Annotated in this window: 18 protein-coding genes; 6 read left to right on the plus strand and 12 right to left on the minus strand. The window is 51.8% G+C overall.

Translation table 11 applies throughout. The features are described 5' to 3' along the window. Nucleotides 1–4: 4 nt before the first annotated feature. The 11 genes from cysW to CSC3H3_RS24100 form a co-directional block, all read right to left on the minus strand. A complete protein-coding gene (cysW, locus tag CSC3H3_RS24050) occupies nt 5–862 on the minus strand; it encodes a sulfate ABC transporter permease subunit CysW (protein WP_245881415.1) in 858 nt (285 codons plus the stop codon). A gap of 16 nt (nt 863–878) precedes the next feature. Then, nucleotides 879–1,721, minus strand: coding sequence for a sulfate ABC transporter permease subunit CysT (gene cysT, locus CSC3H3_RS24055; RefSeq protein ID WP_101286827.1), 843 nt, complete (start codon nt 1,719–1,721; stop codon nt 879–881). Nucleotides 1,722–1,723: 2 nt separating this feature from the next. Then, nucleotides 1,724–2,758: a sulfate ABC transporter substrate-binding protein gene (locus tag CSC3H3_RS24060; RefSeq protein ID WP_101266775.1), complete on the minus strand. Its 1,035-nt coding sequence runs from the start codon at nt 2,756–2,758 to the stop codon at nt 1,724–1,726. Between the two features lie 132 nt (nt 2,759–2,890). Next, on the minus strand, nt 2,891–3,334 hold the full coding sequence (locus CSC3H3_RS24065; protein WP_101266773.1) for an RrF2 family transcriptional regulator: 444 nt from the start codon (nt 3,332–3,334) through the stop codon (nt 2,891–2,893). Nucleotides 3,335–3,618: 284 nt separating this feature from the next. Next, entirely contained in the window at nt 3,619–4,650 is a 1,032-nt protein-coding gene (locus CSC3H3_RS24070) for an ABC transporter ATP-binding protein (protein ID WP_101286828.1), read from the minus strand. A gap of 3 nt (nt 4,651–4,653) precedes the next feature. After that, complete coding sequence (locus CSC3H3_RS24075) at nt 4,654–6,273, minus strand: FAD-dependent oxidoreductase (protein ID WP_101286829.1); 1,620 nt, start codon at nt 6,271–6,273, stop codon at nt 4,654–4,656. A gap of 2 nt (nt 6,274–6,275) precedes the next feature. Beyond that, nucleotides 6,276–7,118, minus strand: a complete 843-nt coding sequence (locus tag CSC3H3_RS24080) for a carbohydrate ABC transporter permease (protein ID WP_101286830.1) — start codon at nt 7,116–7,118, stop codon at nt 6,276–6,278. After that, nucleotides 7,115–8,014, minus strand: coding sequence for a carbohydrate ABC transporter permease (locus CSC3H3_RS24085; RefSeq protein WP_101266764.1), 900 nt, complete (start codon nt 8,012–8,014; stop codon nt 7,115–7,117). Before CSC3H3_RS24085 ends, CSC3H3_RS24080 begins: the two co-directional genes overlap by 4 nt. Nucleotides 8,015–8,117: 103 nt before the next feature. Next, nucleotides 8,118–9,377 (minus strand): ABC transporter substrate-binding protein, encoded by a 1,260-nt coding sequence (locus CSC3H3_RS24090; protein WP_245881417.1) that lies wholly within the window; start codon nt 9,375–9,377, stop codon nt 8,118–8,120. 30 nt (nt 9,378–9,407) lie between these two features. Then, nucleotides 9,408–10,448 carry a LacI family DNA-binding transcriptional regulator gene (locus tag CSC3H3_RS24095; RefSeq protein ID WP_101286831.1) on the minus strand — a complete coding sequence of 347 codons (1,041 nt, stop codon included), beginning with the start codon at nt 10,446–10,448 and terminating at the stop codon, nt 9,408–9,410. 217 nt (nt 10,449–10,665) lie between these two features. Continuing rightward, a complete protein-coding gene (locus CSC3H3_RS24100) occupies nt 10,666–11,457 on the minus strand; it encodes an AraC family transcriptional regulator (protein WP_101286832.1) in 792 nt (263 codons plus the stop codon). A 108-nt stretch (nt 11,458–11,565) separates the two neighbouring features. Here CSC3H3_RS24100 and CSC3H3_RS24105 point away from each other — a divergent pair, with 108 nt between their 5' ends. From CSC3H3_RS24105 to CSC3H3_RS24115, 3 genes are read left to right on the plus strand one after another with little or no spacing between them, the layout of a single operon-like run. Next, complete coding sequence (locus tag CSC3H3_RS24105; protein WP_281262547.1) at nt 11,566–13,641, plus strand: FUSC family protein; 2,076 nt, start codon at nt 11,566–11,568, stop codon at nt 13,639–13,641. Beyond that, entirely contained in the window at nt 13,638–13,853 is a 216-nt protein-coding gene (locus tag CSC3H3_RS24110) for a DUF1656 domain-containing protein (protein ID WP_101286833.1), read from the plus strand. The genes CSC3H3_RS24105 and CSC3H3_RS24110 overlap by 4 nt, the downstream gene beginning before the upstream one ends. After that, nucleotides 13,850–14,800, plus strand: coding sequence for an efflux RND transporter periplasmic adaptor subunit (locus CSC3H3_RS24115; RefSeq protein ID WP_101286834.1), 951 nt, complete (start codon nt 13,850–13,852; stop codon nt 14,798–14,800). Before CSC3H3_RS24110 ends, CSC3H3_RS24115 begins: the two co-directional genes overlap by 4 nt. 319 nt (nt 14,801–15,119) lie before the next feature. Here CSC3H3_RS24115 and CSC3H3_RS24125 read toward each other — a convergent pair whose 3' ends face one another. Further along, nucleotides 15,120–15,887, minus strand: coding sequence for a triose-phosphate isomerase (locus CSC3H3_RS24125; protein WP_101286836.1), 768 nt, complete (start codon nt 15,885–15,887; stop codon nt 15,120–15,122). Nucleotides 15,888–16,125: 238 nt separating this feature from the next. On the opposite strand from CSC3H3_RS24125, the gene CSC3H3_RS24130 reads away from it, so the two are divergent. The 3 genes from CSC3H3_RS24130 to CSC3H3_RS24140 all read left to right on the plus strand — a co-directional run bounded on the left by CSC3H3_RS24130 (nt 16,126) and on the right by CSC3H3_RS24140 (nt 19,789). Continuing rightward, on the plus strand, nt 16,126–17,607 hold the full coding sequence (locus CSC3H3_RS24130) for a sugar ABC transporter ATP-binding protein (protein WP_101266749.1): 1,482 nt from the start codon (nt 16,126–16,128) through the stop codon (nt 17,605–17,607). Nucleotides 17,608–17,674: 67 nt separating this feature from the next. Then, nucleotides 17,675–18,694 (plus strand): ABC transporter permease, encoded by a 1,020-nt coding sequence (locus tag CSC3H3_RS24135; protein ID WP_245881418.1) that lies wholly within the window; start codon nt 17,675–17,677, stop codon nt 18,692–18,694. Between the two features lie 96 nt (nt 18,695–18,790). After that, nucleotides 18,791–19,789, plus strand: a complete 999-nt coding sequence (locus tag CSC3H3_RS24140) for a substrate-binding domain-containing protein (protein WP_101286837.1) — start codon at nt 18,791–18,793, stop codon at nt 19,787–19,789. The last annotated feature ends 19 nt before the right edge of the window (nt 19,790–19,808 follow it).

Below are 19,808 nucleotides of genomic sequence, written 5' to 3' on the forward strand. Positions count from 1 at the left end.
CTCCTTATGAACGGTGACCAGGGGCAAGGTCGTCGCCATGGCGCCATTCAAGTATGGATTTCAAAATAAGGGTAAAAAGCGCGATAACCGCCAAAAGCGAAGCCACGGCAAACGAAGCTGAAAATGAATATTCGTTGTACAGAACTTCAACATGGAGCGGCAGCGTATTGGTGACACCTCGAATATGCCCGGACACAACCGAAACCGCGCCAAAATCCCCCATGGCACGCGCACTACATAACAATACGCCGTAAAATAGTGCCCATTTCACATTGGGAAGGGTTACCTTGAAAAACGTCCGCCAGCCACTTGCGCCAAGCGATAACGCGGCCTCTTCAAGGCTGTTGCCCTGGCTTTCCATCAGGGGGATCAACTCTCTCGCAACGAACGGAAAGGTTACAAAAATTGTAGCCAGAATGATGCCTGGCGTTGCGAAAATGATGTCGATATCAGCCCGGTCCAAAATCCCGCCAAACCAGCCGTGATTGCCAAACAGCATGACAAAGGAAAGCCCGGCAACGACTGGCGATACCGAAAACGGCAAATCGATAAAGGTCACCAGCAGGCTCTTGCCGCGAAAATCGTGTTTGGCAATTGCCCATGCCGCCGCAAGGCCAAATAAAATGTTTAATGGAACGGCGAAGATGACAACGGTAATTGTCAGCTGCAAAGCCGCAAGGGCATCGGGCTCGACCAGTGCAGCAAGATAGGTTCGCCAGCCAGCGGCCAGTGCCTCGGAAAAAACAATCACAAGTGGAAGAACAAGAAATATCGCCAGGAACGAAAGGGCCGCGAAAATCAGCAACCATTTGACGATGGCGGGCTCCCCTCTTCCCTGCTTGTAGGATCCGGAAGAAAACATATTTTTGCTCATTGGGTTAATTGCCACTGCGTTTGCGGCTCCAGGCCTGCAGCAGATTGACGATAAGCAACATGGCAAACGACATCACCAGCATGGTGGTTGCGATCACTGTTGCGCCATCATAATTGAATTCTTCAAGGCGAATGATGATCAGCAACGGCGCGATCTCGGAAACATTCGGAATATTGCCCGCGATAAAAATAATGGATCCGTATTCTCCAATCCCGCGCGCCAGCGCCAGCGCAAACCCCGTCATCAGGGCCGGGAACAACACCGGAAAGATCACCTTTCTGAACGTGAACAGACGCCCCGCACCCAAAGAAGCCGCAGCTTCTTCCAGACGGTGATCAAACTGTTCAAGCACAGGCTGAACCGACCGCACGACAAACGGCAGGCCGATAAACATCATCGCAATAACGACGCCAACAGGGCTATAGGCAACCCGCAGGCCTGCCATCGCCAGAACCTGGCCGATGGGACCGTTAGGAGAATAAATTGTAACAAGCGCAATGCCCGCAACGGCAGTGGGCAGGGCGAATGGAAGATCAATCAAAGCATCGACGATTTTCCGTCCGGGAAAGCGATAGCGCACCAGAACCCACGCAATCAGGAACCCAAAAATGGCATCAATCACTGCTGCGACAAAAGCAGCACCAAAACTAAGCCAAAGCGCGTGCAATGTCCGTGTTGAGCGGATAATTGAAAGAAAATCGCCCCATTCCATACCGACTGATCTGGCAACAATTGCAGCCAGCGGCACCAACACAATGACACCCAGATAGGACAGTGTGAAGCCAAGCGTGATCCCGAAACCCGGGATCACGCGCTTCCTGCCACGTTTACGAATGGTGACAGTCATTTTTAGTTGCTCTGATAGAGCTGATCAAATGTGCCGCCATCGGCAAAATGATCTTTTTGTGCCTTGGTCCAACCACCAAAGCGATCTTCAACGGTAAACAGCTTTAATGGGGGGAAACGCTTTAAATCCTCGGGGTCGGCGTCCTCCGGATTGACCGGCCGGTAATAATATTTGGCCGCAATTTTCTGACCTGTCGGCGAATAAAGGTATTCAAGATAGGCTGTTGCAATGTCACGTGTCCCATGATCATCCACGACCTTGTCAACGACAGATACAGGTGGCTGGGCCAGAACGGACTCTGACGGCACAACGATCTCAAACTCGTCACCAAGTTTTTCAAGCGCGAGAAAGGCCTCGTTTTCCCACGCAAGCAGAACATCACCAATGCCGGTCTTGATAAACGTGTTGGTTGATCCACGCGCACCCGTATCAAGAACAGGTACGTTTTTATAAAGCTTGGCAATAAATTCCCGCACCTTCTGTTCATCACCGCCAAAATTGTCTTCTGCAAAAGCCCAAGCCGCCAGATAGTTCCAGCGTGCCCCACCTGAGGTTTTGGGATTGGGCGTTATAACCTGCACATCATCACGGACCAGATCGCCCCAATCCCGAATATTCTTTGGGTTACCGTTGCGCACCAGAAACACGATGGTCGAGGTATAAGGTGCAGCCCCGAGCGGTAGCCGTTCACGCCAGCCAGGATTAATCCAACCGGTGTTTTCAGCAATGGCATCAATATCGGCAGAAAGGGCCAGTGTAACAATATCGGCTTCCAAACCGTCGATGACCGAACGCGCCTGTTTTCCCGACCCGCCATGGGACATGCGAATTTCAACGGATTGGCCCTTTTCGGTCAACCAGTGCTCGGCAAAAGCCTTGTTGAATTCGCGATACAGCTCACGGGTGGGATCGTAACTTACATTAAGCAGGGTCACATCGGCCGCATTGCCTGGTGCCACTGAAACGATTGTCGATACGGCAAAAAGCGCCACACCAAGGAGGCCTCCCCGCACAGATTTGATCGAACTATCAAGCATCATGCTTCTCCATTTTTGCCGTTAGCTCTTTATCTCTATCTATTAGGTAGACTTAATCAACATAAAAATGACAAAACTGTGGTGAATACGTATTCACAGTGATTTTGGGTATTAAAGCATTTTGCCTTTAATTCAGGCGACGGTGGATGTTTTTTCGTCGCCACTGTCGGCAAGGGCATCCTTCAACGTCGTCCGTTCAAGAATGGCAACAGTTGCCTCATAGGATTCAGCAAAGACACGACGAACACGACAATTGGTCTCGTCACGGCAGTCATCACAGCGCTGGTAGGCCATTTTGCTCAGGCAGGATAATGGGGCAATTGGCCCTTCAATAAGCCGGACAATCCGGCCAATCGAAATTTCTTCTGGCGCTTTTATCAGCGTATAGCCACCCAGCTTTCCCCGGCGACTGTTGATCAATCCCTGATGCTTCAAATCCAGCAGGATCTGCTCCAAAAACTTCTTCGGGATCGCTTCCTGCTTTGCCAGATCGGCAATTTGCATGGCTTCGCCAACACCGATTTCCGCCAATGCAATCATCGCCTTAACAGCGTATTTTGTTTTTTGTGCCAACATGTTCTTACACCGATACTCTACCTAATAGGTAGAGATATAACACAAATCTGCAATGACGTTCAATGGCGCAGGATAAATGGTCATCTTGCGTGCCCCTACCGGCCACCAACAAAGCAATGCCTTATAAACACGCCTGTGGCGCGAATTTTAAAAGGATGCTGAAATATATCCGATATCACCCCACCTGGTTAAAACCGTGAAATTTCTCCCAGAAAGAAACAGTGGCGATTACATGAGACTCTGTAATCGCCGCTGAAACCAAAATGGGTATGGTAAAGGTGAGGTTACGGTAGCCGGTTCCCATCCGGCCCAAAAATGTGCATTTGAGATGGGCGGACGCTTAAATAAACGGTATCGCCGGATTTAAGCTGGGTATCCACTGGCTGCTCAATAATGATCGGTTCGTGACCGTCAATCTGTGCATGTACCAACGTGGCGTTACCAAGATACTCTACCAGCCGGACGCTTGCGGCAAGCAGACCTTCGTCCTTGGGAACAATCTCGAAGCTATCGGGGCGAACGCCACAATAGTGCGCTTGGGCCGGAAAATTCAGTCTGCCCCGAAGTTCAGAAAAATCGTTCTCCAGATCAAAAATATTCATCTTTGGTGTGCCAATGAACTGCGCTGCGAAAATGTTTTGCGGTCTTTCATACAGATCACGCGGGGAGCCAACCTGCTCTATTTTTCCGCCGCGCAACAAAACGATTTTATCGGCCAGCGTCATCGCCTCAACCTGATCATGCGTCACATAAATCATCGTACGCTTTAGTCGGCTATGAAGTTCTGATATCTGCGTCCGCATATGAACACGCAGTTCAGCATCGAGGTTCGACAGTGGTTCATCGAACAGAAACGTCTCTGGCTGCCCGACAATCGCACGGCCAATTGCCACCCTTTGCCGCTGACCACCAGAAAGCTCGCGGGGAAAACGTTCAGTAAGCTTTTCCAGTTGCAACATGGTTACTGCCTGGTTCACGAGGCTATCAATTTCTGCCTTCGGCGTTTTGCGAACCTTCAGGCCAAAGGCGATATTTTCGCGAACACTTAGATGCGGATAAAGCGCATAGGACTGAAACACCATCGCGATACCGCGCTTTGCCGGTGCAATGTCATTCATTCGCTCGCCATCAATTGCAAAGGTGCCATCCGTGATATCTTCAAGGCCGGCAATCATGCGCAATAAAGTCGACTTCCCGCATCCAGACGGCCCGACAAAGACACAGAATTCGCCATCTTCGATGGTCAAATCGATACCCTTGATCACATCGACCGAACCATAAGCCTTTTTAAGCCCCTTTAGTTCAAGTTTTGCCATGCCTCACTCCACACGCCCGAACAGTTCGAGCCTTGGCGTTTCCCGGATTTCTTTGGGCCAGGAAAGTGGAATGCCAAAGCGGTTGGATAAAAGGCCCTGGAAATTTTCCAGCGTCTGTGGCGTTTCACGCACTGTACGCGGCTCCAGGCTATGTTCCAGGCAATAAGCCGCAAGCGCACCAACGCTTTCCCCGATGTTCCATTCAACCGGGTGCAGGCGATAACAACCATTGGTAAGGTGCGTAGTGCCGATGTTTTTACATGCTGGCAGCAGATTTTTAACCCGCTGGGGAATCAGGCTTCCGAGTGGAATCTGGAACGGCCAGTTTGCAATATCAACATAATTGCGCGGCGCAGTGGATGGATGCAGATCGATACGATAGCTGCCAACACCAACAGAATCATCGAATTGTTCCGCACCGACCAGGCCGTCACGGGCATCGATCCCCACATGGTTTTCCGTAACCGTGAACAGCGCCTTGATACGGCGGCTTTCGCGGATATATGGCGCAATTGTCAGACCATCCAGGGTACCCATTACGTTGCCGGCTGGCTTCAAACCACGATAACCGTAACCCCCGTCATGACGTGGTGCCTCGGTTTGCATCCAGTACAGCATCGATAGTGAAAGTTGGCGTGCACCTTCCAGATGCTTCTTTGCCTCTTCCGGGGAAACACCAACAATCGGGCCATCGCAATAGTCAATCTGTGGCCAGTTGACCAGGCAAATATCGGAACTGTACTGGTCACCGGTGTGATTGCGGCGATAGAAAATCCGGCGATAGTGCCAGTTATCCGGGGCAAATTCCGCGTCACTGTCGCCAACAAAAAGCGGCCGGTTGTCAGGCTCAAGTGTTACCGGGTTCGGCCCCACAAAGGACAGTTGCTGATCAGGCCAGAAGTCGAGCTTGTAATTACGCCAGTAGTCGTAATCACGCGGGCGATCAATCGTATGATCTTCATCGGGGTGATAGCTCATGGCAAAACACCAGCTTACGGCCTGCTGATCGTTGGGATCTGCTTCGCCCTCAAGCGCGGATGGTTCACCGGTCTCGGCCCGGCTTTCCGCACCAGTCACATGTTCAACGTCACCAAGTTCAAGCAGGTCACCGAGTTCGGTTGCATCGATGAAATATTTCCCGGTCAGAAGCATTTCACCATATTCAGCTGACATCACAGTAACAGATGCAAAACTGTCGTCTTTGCTTTCGACCGCAATTGCCTTGGTATTAAGAAGAACCGTTAGACGGTCCGTTGCAAACCAGGGTGCAAGCAGGGCGTCAATCGCCGCAACACCCGCGCGAGGTTCGGCACAGATTGGCGAAACATTGCCGCTTCCGGGATTAAGGTTTTCAGATGCACGTGCCTTGTCCGTCAAAGGATAGTTTCGGCGATAATATGCACGGATTTCCTGACGAAGCTGCTTATAGCTGGCGGTAGAGCCGACTGTTTCTATCCAGGGGTTTTCATCGGGCGGAACAGCCTGCGTTGTCAATTGACCGCCAAGCCATTTGAATTCTTCGGTCAGGATAACGCCGTACCCCATCTTCAGCGCTGAAAGCGCGGCAGCAACACCGCCAAGTCCGCCCCCGATGATAACGATATCAGAGTGAAGTTCTTTCATTTTCAACCTTTCACGCCAGACATGGCGAAACTCTCGACGATTTGGCGTTGGGCCAAAATGTAGACAATAAGCATTGGAATGACGGCAAGCGCGGTTGCTGCAAGTTGCAGATGCCAAAGCGGCAGGCCGTATGTGTCGGTAAAATTTGCGAGCGCCAACGGCAGCGTAAACAATTCGATATCGTTCACGAAAACCAATGGTTCGAGGAACAGATTCCAGGAAAACAGGAAGGTGATGATACCAACGGCAGAAAGCGCGGGCTTTGAAAGCGGCAAAGCGATTTTGAAATAAACCCCAAACCGCGAAAGGCCATCCATGCGCCCCGCTTCTTCAAGTTCACTGGGCAGCGCCAGAAAATACTGGCGCATCAGAAACGTTGCCATCACCCCCTGGGAGCCAAATAACGGCAACAGGATCAGTGGCATATGCGTGTTCATCAAACCCAGTTCTTTCATCAGAAAGAAGTTAGGGATGATTGTGACCTCCTCAGGCATCATCAAGGCCGATATCAGCACCAGCAATATGAAGGCACTGCCACCAAAACGCAGACGCGCCAGTGCGTATCCCGCCATCGAGGAAATCAACAGGGTTGCGATGGTCACGACAATCGCAATATAGAGCGAATTGAAATATTGCCGGGCAAAAGGCTGATAGGCAAAAACCTCGGTGAAGTTTGACCAATGCACTTTGACCGGAATAAGGGACGAAGATGCAAAGACATCGGCCTGCCCCTTAAGCGCACCTGACAACATCCATAAAAACGGAAATACAAAAGGAACCGCCAGTGCGCAAAGGCCAACAATCCAGCATATGCGCGTGATTTTCTGCTGTGTTCTGTAGTTCATTTACGAGATGCCTTTAGTACCATTTGTGCGATCGTTAGCATCAAAATCAGACCAAACAGGACAACGGCGAGGGCCGCGGCATAACCGGTGTTAAAAAACTTGAAACCCTGTTCGTAGATATAAAAAGCCAGAACCATTGTGCCGTTCTGTGGCCCGCCCCCTGTCATCAGATAAATGTGGTCAAACACTTTCAGAGAACCGACAACCGTAATCACCATGATCACAAGTGTCGTAGGCGCCAGGAGAGGCCAGGTAACCCGGCGAAAAATTTCCCAGCCGCTGGCTCCTTCGAGCCTCGCTGCTTCCGCGTAATCGCGTGGAATGGATTGCAGGGCCGCAATATAAAGGATCATGTTCAGCCCGACCGTCTTGAGAACACGGGTAACAATGACTGAAACCATTGCCCAGTCGGGTTCATGCAGCCAGTTGGGACCATCAATACCAAACAATGACAGCCCCTGATTAACCGCCCCGCTTTCATGCTGCAGCAAAAAGGTCCAGATGATGGCCCAGGCCACAGCTGAGGTAATGACCGGGGCAAAAAAGACAGTGCGAAAGAACACTGCACCGGGCCTTGATTTTGACAAGGCAAGAGCGAGCCCCAATGCCAGTGCCATGTTCAAAGGCACCAAACCCGCAGCAAACACCAGGGAATTGATCAGAACATCCCAGAAGGTTTCATTACGGCTCAGGGCATCAACATAGTTTGCCATCCCGACAAACCGCGACTGCTGGCTAAGCAGGTTCCATTCGGTTGTGCTGTAGTAAAATACTGCAATCAACGGGCCGATGAAGAAAATCAGAAATCCCGTCAGGATCGGACTTACGAAGAGCCATCCGGTTACGGCCTCTCTGGTTTTAAGCGAGAGGGACGGCCCTTTGCGGAGAGCGGACATGAGCGCTTCCTTCGAAGGGAGATTGGGTGTTCATCCTGCCATCACCGCCGAAATATCCGCAGTGATGGCAGTTTAAAGGAAAATTTTCAGAAGAAGCCTGACATCAAAGCAGCGGTTGAATGCTGCCGCAAAGCTTCTTCATAATCGCGGCAATGTCAGCGTTCTTTGACCAAAGAGCATCAAAATTCGAGCGTGCTGCGGCCTCGATCTGCGGGAACCGCTTGTGACTTGGCAGGACCGAACCGTTTTTAATTCCCTGTGCGACGAATGCCATCTTTTCCGGGGTAACTGCGGCATTGCTGGTCAGAAAACGATCAGCTTCGAGAACAGATTTGCGGGCGGGTGGGAAAAAAGCCGCCATTTTGGCAACATTTTCCTTACTGGTCATATGGGCAAGGAATTCGGCAGCCAGTTCCTTGTGTTTGCCCTCGGCAAAAGCAACAACAGCAGCCTGCCCAACGGTTGCGCCACTACCGGCCGTCCCTGCAGGAAGAGGTGCGATTCCCCAGTCAAAAGTCGCATCCGACAACTTTGAAACACGGGAGATCTGGGTCACGGTCAATGCAGCCTTGCCCGAAAAGAAGTCTCCCTGCTCACCAGGGGGAACAGTCGAACCATCTGCATAAACCATGTCATGGAAAAGCTGAACGGCCTTAACCGTTTCAGGGCTGTCAAGCTTACAGGTATCACCGTCCCACGCTGCACCCCCATATGCGCGAATGATCGGCACGAGGGTATGCCAGACACGGCTTCCATACCCCTGGCCATCAACCGTTTCAAAACCCCAAACGCCCGATGATGCATCACGAAGTGCCTTGGCGTCGGATTTAAGCTGTTCCCACGTCCAGGTACCGTCTTTTACGCGCGCATCGGGTGTTTCAAGGCCTGCGGACTCATAAAGGGATTTATTGAAATAAACCAGGAATGGCGACGTTGAGAACGGAATACCGTAAATCGCACCGTCTGTTTCCCAAAGACCCATGGCAGACTGAGAAAAGTCCCCATAATCGTAACCGTTTGTTGACTTGAGCGTTTCCGAAACATCCGCCAGGGCACCAGCATCCACAAATGCAGGCGCGGAATTTTCCAGAAGCCAGCCAAGATCAGGAGGGTTTCCGCCCGCCATTTGCAACGTGATTTTCTGAACGTAATCACCAAACGGAATCGTGTCATATCGTACAGTTACATCGGGATGGGTGGCTGTGAAACTATCCGCGATTTCGCCAAGCATCTTCAAATGGGCTTCGCTACCTGTCCAAACCGTAAAGCGCAATTCCTCCGCACTTACGGAATTTGCGCCAAATCCAAGCGCCGCCATAGTTGCTGCGGAATAAATTAAGCGCTTAATCAACAAGTCAGACATATCCTGCTTCCTCCCTAATTATAATTGGATTCAGATTTTTCTGAGCGTCGTGCCCGGAACAAAGCCACATGGAAGGGTGGCTTTAAGTGGACCCTGATCTGGCGTCCTGATCCGTGAAATCAGGTTTCGGACAGCAAGTTCGCCCATCTCTTCACGGGGAACCGAGATACGAGTCCAGCGATCCACATCAGCAGAACGGTTCAAAGGTGCAGCAAGTGCAACGATGGAGATGGTGCCAGGAATAGTTCCATTCTGTGCGGCAACCTGCCGCTCCAGTGCTACTGCATGCTTGAAGGTTTCAGTCAAAACAACAGTATTGCCATCTTCCAGACATTTATGCAGCCAGTCGGCATCAATATCCTCGGCAGGCAGTCGTTCAACTGCAAGGGTCAAACTGCTCCCCTGCTTCTGAAGAAAACCCGCTTCGCGATCCATATTTTGCTCACGAACCTGGGGTGCACCAACAAACTTCAGTTTGCGATGGCCATATCGGGCACATCGGTCGACCACATCGGAAACAGCGGCCGTGTAATCAGCTGCGACCCAACTAAGGTCGGCATCCGGCATATCCCGCCGGCCAATAGTAACAAACGGAAACCCTGTATCATGAAGCTGCTTAAGCTCTCTCTTGTCAGGTTCTTCCCCTAACAGGATTGCACCGTCGGCAACTCCCATGCGGCTGGCCCCGTTTGGGAAAATGCTGCGCGGCCCGCGTTCAAATGACGAAGAGGTAAACAGCAACAAATCCTGTCCCAGTTGCATGGCGCCGCGCTCAATTCCCAAAAGGAAGGGATAGAAAAAGTTTTCGCTATCAGATGGAAATATTGCCTCGTAAGTAAACACGCCAATGATGTTGCGCTTGCCGCCTGCCAATGACTGGGCAACGACATTGGGTGCATAACCCAACGTTTCCATTGCTTCGCGCACGCGTTTTTCCGCATCTTTACCAACCCGGATTGTTTTACCCGGCTTTGACGAAATAACAGCGGACACAACAGCGGTAGATACACCGGCCAGTGCAGCAACATCGCTTTGTGTGGCGCGTTTAACGCGTTTCAGGCTTTTCGTCACAACCGATCCCCAAGGATAATTTAATTAAGCGCTTAATCAACATGATTATGCGTATAATCATGTTGCAGGCTACTGTCAACGACAATGATCAACCGTGGGATCAATTCCGCTAGGGGGAAGGACCATAAAAGGCATTTAATGGCGAAAAACCGGCTTAGTGACGCGCCCCTGAAAACCGGCCACCTCAAAACCGAACTTACTTTTTCTGCCTCAATTGCTAGACATCCCTGTTTTGAGCAAAATACTGGGCTGGCGTGCTACCCAGGGCTTTTTTAAACATTGTGATAAAGGCATTCACGGACTCATATCCCAGCGCAGCTGCAACATTCTGCACCGCCTCTCCGCTGGCCAGTTCCCGCAGAGCAACAACAAGATGCAGCTGCTGTCGCCAACGCCCAAAGGTAAGCCCGGTTTCCAGTACAATTAGACGGGCGAGCGACCGCTCGCTCATCGCAACATGTCTGGCCCAATCTTTCAGCGTGGTTCGATCCGCAGGGTCAAGCGTTAAGGCATCTGCCATCAGCTTGATTTTCGGATGGCTGGAAATTGGCAGATTAAAACGCTCTCGTGGCATACAAGCCAATTCATCAAGCATGACACGCACAAGCCGCCCCACATGGCTATCGGGCGGATACGCGCAGCAATCCCGGGCCAGCCGATCAATCATTTCGCGGATCAAAGGCGAGATCGACAACGTACAACAGGTATCAGGCAAATCAGCCGCCCCTGGTGCAACAAACAGATAATTAAGGCATGCGTTCGCCGTGGCACGCGCGCTATGCGGAACATCGCCGGGAATCCAAACCCCGCAATTGGGTGGCACCACCCAAAGCTCATTACCTGCGCGACAGGTAACCGCCCCGCGCAAGGCCAAAATCAACTGCCCTTTGCGATGCACATGCAAAGGTACTTCACCAGCGTGGTCCGAAAAATCCAGCTTATAGGCGACCGCAGGCACAAGCATGAGGTCAGGATCAAAAACAGAAACAGCAGATCGTAATTCCGTCATGAGAATGGCAGTTTTTAGTGATTTTATGTCATAATATCGAATTTATTAGTTTTTGCAAATCATTCACAATCGCGAGCATTGAGGACAACACGCTCCAGGAGGCCCCTTTTGACCCAGGCCATAAAAATTGGATTAAACTTCTTTTGCTCTCCCACCCTGAAGATTGATGCAAACGCAATCCTCTTTTCCGCCAAAACCTTTATTGCGGCGATGCTGGCCTATTACATTTCGCTCCGGGTCGGGCTGCCCCGACCGTCATGGGCGATCATATCGGTGTATATCGTTTCACAAACCTCTGCCGGTGCATCCCTTAGCCGGGGTGTGTATCGTTTTGCAGGCACCTTCATCGGGGCCATCGCAACCGTAGCCATCGTCCCGAATTTTGTGAATGAACCGATGTTATGCAGCCTAATCCTCGCTGGCTGGATTGGTTTGTGCCTGTTCTTTTCGCTCCTTGATCGCACACCCCGCGCCTATGCCTTCGTTCTTGCAGGCTACACCGCAAGCCTGATCGGCTTTCCCAGCGTACTTGATCCCGGTGCGGTTTTCGACATTGCCTCCTTGCGCGTACAGGAAATTTCCATCGGTATTCTCTGTGCTGTCCTGATCCATCGTTATGTCCTGCCAAAACGTATGACGGGCGTCTTTACCGCTAAACTTGCAACAACAATGCAGAGCGCGCATCGATTGGCGCGGGATGCGCTAAATGGCACGCCAGAAGAAAACCGAAACGACCGCAAACAGCTCTCGCTTGACCTGCTGGCGCTTCAGGATCTGGCCACCCATCTACCCTATGATCCGGCCCCTGTCATACCCCATCGCAGAATTCTGCGTCTTATTCATGATCGCCTGGCGCGGTTGCTCCTGCTTACGGCAGAAATTGAAGAACGTATTCATTTTCTGCATCATAATGGCAATATTACCCCTGCCGAACTTACCCGCCTGATCCACGATGCCAGAACATGGTGTACACTCACCGATGAGGCCGATGAGGGCGACACACCGTTTGATCTGATCGCGTACGCACGAGCCGTACAAAAACAATTGGCGAGAGAAACGGCATCTTCGGCTGAATTGGTTGGCGCAAACCTTGCCGGCCATCTTGCAGAGATGATCGGCCTACTGCACGACTGCAAGCAATTAAAGTTCAGCGTTACCCTTATCAATCCTCTTCGGAACACAAGATTGCTGCATGGTTCCAAACATGCCGGGGGTTATGTTTATCACCGGGATCCCCGGCTGGCCGCTCGTGCTGCACTTGGCGCCATTACAGGCATTTTGTGCGGCTGTGCATTCTGGATATGGTCAGGCTGGCCGGAAGGGGGAACTGCCGTTTCCGTACTCGGTGTCTGTTGCAGCCTGTTTGGCAATTTCGATACACCGGTGCCCTTTGTTGTCAAATACACCATTGGCACGTTGTATGGCATCGTCTTCAGCCTGTTTTACAGTTTCTTCATCCTGCCGCAAGTTACGGATTTCGCTGTTCTTGTTGCGGTTCTCGCACCGGTTTTCCTGCTCGCGGGTTCCCTTCAGGCACGTTTGCCCACCATGATGACCGCCCTTGGTATTACCCTGACCATTCCAATCCTGTCAGGCCTCGGCACCAATTATTCAGGTGACTTCGCCGCTTCGCTCAATATTTCGATCGCAGTCTTGGTCGCTGTAAGCTTCGGGGCGCTAAGCATGTCCATATTTCAAACAGTTCGCGCTGACACTGCGATCAAAAGACTGCTCGCCCTTAGCCGACGGGATATCGGACGTCGCGCGCTGGGCCATGCCCCCAACGAAGCACGCTGGATCAGCCTGATGATAGACCGGACAGCCTTATTACAGCCCAAAATTCGAGCATCCGGCAAGGCCTACAGCTCTGTCCTGGAGGACACGATGCATCATCTTCGCATCGGCCATGTCGCAGGTCAGCTCCATAAAATGGTTCCCCTGCTTCCGCTCGAGGCAAGAGCGCCGATAAAAGACCTTCTTTTAGCAATGGCAAACTATGTAAATCCCAGAAAGCCAGCACAAAATCTTACTAACGTGCCACTTAACCAGCACATCGCGACTGTGATGGCGATCAGCACACAAAGCCCGTGCAAAAACCGGGCACAAATACGCGACCTGCTGATTGACCTATACTTTGCCCTGGGTACAGCGCCCCTCCCGCAGGTGGGAAAACCCAAATCATGATCCAGGATGTCAATTTCTGGGGAGTTCTGGTTCCCGGTTTGGTGGTGCTTGCTGCTGTGGCGCTGGTCGGAACCATCGCAACCATACGCTTGCTCTTCGCCACCGGCTTATCGCGCATCTTTGCGTACAGACCGCTCGTCGAACTCACCCTCTTCATCACCATTTATGGTCTGCTCACGCTATACCTGCCATCAAACGGACTTTTACCGTGAAAACTGTTATTTCCCTCGCCGGCCGTTACATCGTTACCCTTTTTCTGGTCACCGCATCGGCCTTTGTGGCGTTCAAGGCCTGGAGCCATTATGACAAAACACTCTGGACCCGGGACGCCCGCGTTGGTGTTGATGTCGTGCAGATCGCCCCGGAAGTTTCCGGTACAATCCATTCCGTTTTCGTTGCGGACAACCAATATGTAAAACAGGGCGACGTTCTATATCAGATCGAGCCAGAACGCCTTGAACTGGCTGTAGCCCTGGCCAAAGCAGATGTGGAAGCAAAACAACAAGATATGATTGTCCGGCAGGCAACCGCCCGGCGCCAACGCCAATTAAAGGATTTCGCATCCCGGGAAGCCATCCAGCAATCAAATGGTGCCGCAGCAGTTGCCTCCGCGGCCTATCAATCGGCACTGGCCTCTCTTGATCTGGCCAAGCTCAACCTTGCCCGCTCGACAATCCGTTCAACCGTTGACGGCTATGTAACCAATCTCAAGCTCCGCCCAGGCGATTATGCGACGGCAGGTATAACAAAAATTTCTGTCATCGATGCCTCCAGCTTCTGGGTAACCGGTTATTTTGAAGAAACGAAAATAGGCCGGATTAATATTGGCGCGCCCATATCGATCCAACTGATGGGTTTTGACCAACCGGCATTTGGGCATGTTGAAAGCATTGGCCGTGGCATAGAAAATATCAATGACACTCCGGGGCATCTCGGCCTTCCCAATGTCGCTACAACATTTTCCTGGGTTCGTCTTGCCCAACGGATCCCCGTTCGCATCAAAATTGACAAAATCCCTGCCAGCATAGAACTGGTAGCAGGCATGACCGCAACTGTCGAAGTCATGGGTCAAGACAGAACTACAAACACCGACAGCAAAGCATCATCTGCATTCCCCGATTTTTACGGCCTATATCACCTCAAACATAGCGAACACTGATACAACCAAGCTCCCCAGCGAACCAACCGGCAATAAATTGCCGGTTGGTTCGCAAATTCCTGTTTGGTTTACCGTCCACTCATTCGCCATCTGCATCATGTTTAACATACGCAATGCGCCAAAAGACGGGACATAGTCTTAAGATTTCAATTCCCCCGACGACGCTTACCTGGCCAAAACCCATTCCGTCAGGCACTGACAGACAGGACCTGACGGTAAAAAACGACAGCGAAAAAACTTCAAAGCTGCACAAGAAAATCAACCGCCCGGCCATGGCCGGCCACTGCGATTTTCATGTCAGCTCCTCCGTTTTGGCGTTTCAGGCTTGCGCATTCAACGCGGCGCAGCAGCGCGTTAAAATGTCGAGATATCCCGTCACATCCCAGGCGGACCGGCCAATGAACAGGCCATCGATATGCGGGCAGGTCACCAGCTCCGCACAGTTGCCCAGGTTAACCGACCCGCCATAAAGGCAGGGCACGCGCCGACCAAGAACCTCCTGTGCGACGGCAATGATTTCAGCCTGCCGAGCATCGGCATAATCCGCCGTGGCGGGAATACCGTTTTCGCCAATCGCCCATACCGGTTCGTATGCCAGCCAGATTTCAGCCTGCTTTTGCGGATCGCTTAATTTTGCAAGGGCACCGCGCACCTGGTGTGCCAATATCTCGGCGGCCCGGCCTTGTTCGTGGTCCTGCAGGGTTTCACCAATGCAAATCAGCGGGATCAACCCGTGGCGGACGGCGGCTTCGGTTTTCAAACCAACGGCTTCGTCTGTTTCGCCAAAATGTTCACGCCGTTCCGAATGGCCAAGTTCAACAATATCAAGACCACAATCCACCAGCATCGGCGCGGAAATTTCGCCGGTCCATGCGCCCTGGTCCGCCCAGTGCATATTCTGTGCACCGACCAGAACCGGGCTATCGCTCAGGGCATCCTTGACCTGCCGTGCCGCGGTAAAGGGCGGAATCACAAAACTTTGAATGCGCTCAGACAGGTCTGCCTTCGCAATCCCTTCGGCCCAGGCAAGCGCCTCGGCCAATGTCTTGTTCATTTTCCAACTGGTGCCGATCAGAACTTCAGGCATCAAAATGTCCTTCGCAACCGTTTGACCACAACCTGAAACAGCAACTCCAGCTTCAGAAGCTCGTCACTTATAATCGTAACATATTGAGAAAAAATATAAAAAATACGTCATTTTATTTTTGACACCTTTACCTTGACAAAAGTCAGTCATTCTGTGAATTTTCATTTGTCAGACACATACTAACAAATGTCAGACCAAATGAGACTCATAAAAAGAAGAGTCGAGATGGGAGGAAAATATGAGTCAACCTTTGCTCGAAGCCGAAGGCTTCCAAAAAGCGTTTAATGGCGTCCCTGCGCTTAAAGACGGGCGGTTTTGCTTGAAAGCCGGATCAGTTCACGCACTTTGCGGCGGCAACGGAGCTGGAAAATCCACCTTTCTTAAAATTCTAATGGGGATCTACCGCCGGGATGCAGGCGTACTTAAACGCAATGGCAAAGAGGTCGTATTTGATGACCCTGCGGTTGCGCTCGCAAATGGCATATCAATTATCGAACAGGAGCTTAGCCCCGTTCCCTCGATGTCAGTTGCGGAGAACATTTACCTGGGGCGTGAACCTACCGGCATTCTTGGACTGATTGATTTTAAGGCAATGAATGCCAAGGCACAGAGTTTGCTGGATGGCTTCAACTTCGGAATCCGTGCCGACACTCTGATGATGGATTTGACCGTAGCACAAATCCAGCTTGTCGAAATCGCCAAGGCCCTGAGCTACAATGCCGAAGTCATCATCATGGATGAACCGACCTCGGCGTTGGGCGAAGCAGAAGCAGATCAGCTTTTTGCCGCTATCGAGACACTTAAATCTCACAACAAAGGTGTGATTTATGTAAGCCATCGCTTATCCGAGATTTTTACGATTTGCGATAGTTATACAGTCCTTAGAGACGGATCGTTTATCGAAGCTGGCGCGCTAGAGGCTATTGATAAGGAACGGCTGATCAATCTTATCGTCGGTCGCCCCCTGGCCGAAGAATTCGTCAAGGAAAATCACCCCCAGGATCACGAGGTATTACGCGTTGAAGAACTTCGGGCTGACCGAGATGTACGCGACGTAAACTTCTTCCTGCGCAAGGGTGAAATTCTTGCGTTATACGGACTTATGGGTTCGGGACGTTCTGAAATTTTTGATCGCCTTTTTGGTTTATCGAAAGAAACTGCCGGGCACATCCTGCTTGACGGAAAACCAGCAACTATCATCGATCCCAAAGGCGCAATCCAGTCGGGTCTGGCATATGTAACCGAGGACCGCAAGGGATCCGGCCTCGTGTTAACCGGTGACGTACGGGAAAACCTGTGCCTGGCGACGCTCGATAAAATGTCCCCTGGCGGCATGATGAATATCCGGGCCGAAAGCCAGGCGGCAGACGGTATGATTGACATGCTGAAGATCAAAACCGCATCGGACAGACTGGGCGTATCGAACCTTTCAGGCGGCAACCAGCAAAAGGTGGTGCTTGGTAAATGGTTTCTGACGGCCCCCACAATCCTATTACTTGATGAGCCAACCCGCGGCGTCGATGTCGGCGCAAAACGCGAAATTTATCGGGTCATGTCTGATTTCGCCCGGCAAGGCGGCAGCATCATCATGATTTCATCGGAAACAGACGAGGTTTTGGGGATGGCCGACCGGGTTATCGTCATGCGCGATGGCCGCGTCGCAGGCGAGGTTAATCGGACAGAAATGTCGGCTGAAAAATTATTGCATCTGGCTGCGTAGGTGCTCCAAGCACCCGTTAAGGCATTGAAAATGCCAACAGTCCTGATGCACAAATGGGAGGAATATCTTGGAACGGCAAATCAAGGGCAACGCACCCGCAGGTGCGGCGCAAAAATACACCCTATCGGATCGCCTCGGATCACAGGCCCAGCGATATGGTATTCTGATTGCGCTTGTCGCGCTCTGTGTTGTTCTGTCGGTTGTCAGCGACAATTTTCTAAGTTCACGTAATATTATCAATGTATTGCGGCAAACTTCGATTAACGGGATTCTGGCAATCGGGATGACTTTTGTCATTCTCACACGGGGCATAGACCTGTCGGTCGGCTCCGTCGTTGCGCTGACCGGTGTCGTTTCGGCAAGTTTTGCAACAACGTCTGCTTCGGGTTTTATTCCCGGCACCCCATACATGCCGTTAATTCCAGTGGTCATTGGCGTATTGACGGGTATTGCCATGGGGGCGCTGTCGGGTCTTGCTGTTGCTCGCTATGGCGTGCCGGCATTTGTTGCAACACTCGGCATGCTCTCGGCGGCGCGTGGCCTGACACTGATTTACGCCGATGGTCGCCCAATTCCCGCCCTGACTGATGGCTACCGGTGGATGGGTACAGGTGATATCGCCAATATCCCGGTTCCCATCATTTTGTTTGCTCTGGTCTTTATCGTCTCCCATTTCGTCCTGACCCGTACCCGTTTTGGTCGGCATATCTATGCCGTTGGCGGAAACCCGCATGCGGCCAAAGTCTCGGGATTGTCTGTCAACCGCATCCGGTTTTGCGTTTACCTGATTTCAGGTGCCCTGGCAGGCATTGCCGGCATAGTTTTGGCAGCCCGTACGGGTTCTGCATTGCCGCAAGCCGGCGTTGCCTATGAACTGGATGCGATTGCTGCAGTTGTGATTGGTGGAACCAGCCTTGCCGGTGGCGTCGGGCGGGTCAGCGGTACGGTGATCGGCGCGCTTTTAATTGGCGTGATGAATAACGGCCTCGATCTGCTGGGTGTCGAATCATACTACCAGCAAGTGATCAAAGGCGGACTAATCGTCGCTGCGGTGATGCTCGACCGCTCGCGCCGAACCGAGAGCTGATTACAACGCTCTTACCTCAATGGCTTCCGACAAAAACTGTTCCAATCAGCCGGAAGTCTTATTTCCTAAAATAATGTCAATCAGGGAGGAACTAACATGACATTTCGTAAACTTTCCACAACTGTAAGTGCCCTTGTGATCGGCCTGTCGCTTGCCACTGCGGCCAGCGCAAAGGACGGGGCGATCAAAATTGGCGCTGCCGTTTACGGGCTGAATGCCGAATTCATGCAACTTTGGGCCGATGCCGCCGAAAATCATCCGGCGGTGAAATCCGGCCTCGTCGATCTGACCGTATTTGACGGCCGCTATGACGCGCTGGTCCAGCAAGACCAGTTTGAAACCATGATCACCCAGGGCTACGACGCCATTGTTTTTGTGCCGATTGACATCGACGCTGGTGCAACTGCCGTTGAACTTGCCCACGAGGCAGGCATCCCGGTAGTTGGGTCCAACACAATGGTAAACAGCAAGCTGCTAACGTCCTATGTTGGCTCGGATGATGTCCAGGCGGGTTACATGGAAGCCAAGTCCGTTTTGGATAAAATGGGCTGCAAGGGCAATGTCGTCATTCTCGAGGGCCCAATTGGTCAGTCCGCCCAAATCCAGCGCGGCGAGGGCAACAAAAAAGCACTTGCCGAATGCCCCGATGTCAAAGTTCTCGAACAGCAAACCGCCAACTGGTCACGGGCAGAAGCACAAAGCCTGATGGAAAACTGGCTGACAGCACACGACAAGGAAATCAACGGCGTAATCGGGCAGAATGATGAAATGGCGCTGGGCGCAATTGAAGCAATCAAATCTGCCGGTCTCAACGTAAGTGACTTTGCCATTGCCGGTGTTGATGGCGTGACCGATGCGTTAAACGCGGTCAAGGAAGGCTCTATGGCGTCTATCCTGCAGGATGGCGCAGCCCAGGCACAGGGTGCGATCGATGTTGCAATCAAAGCGGTCAAGCCGGATTACGAGCCCATGTCCGAAATTTGGAAACAATACCCGCAAATGACCTGGGAAGACGGCAAAAAGACGGAATACAACGTGCCTTGGACACCGGTAACACTCGAAAATGTCGATGCGCTGCTCGCCAAGCGCAAATGACACTGATTTGACATCTGGG

The organism is Thalassospira marina (assembly GCF_002844375.1).
In the GTDB taxonomy this organism is placed as follows: domain Bacteria; phylum Pseudomonadota; class Alphaproteobacteria; order Rhodospirillales; family Thalassospiraceae; genus Thalassospira; species Thalassospira marina.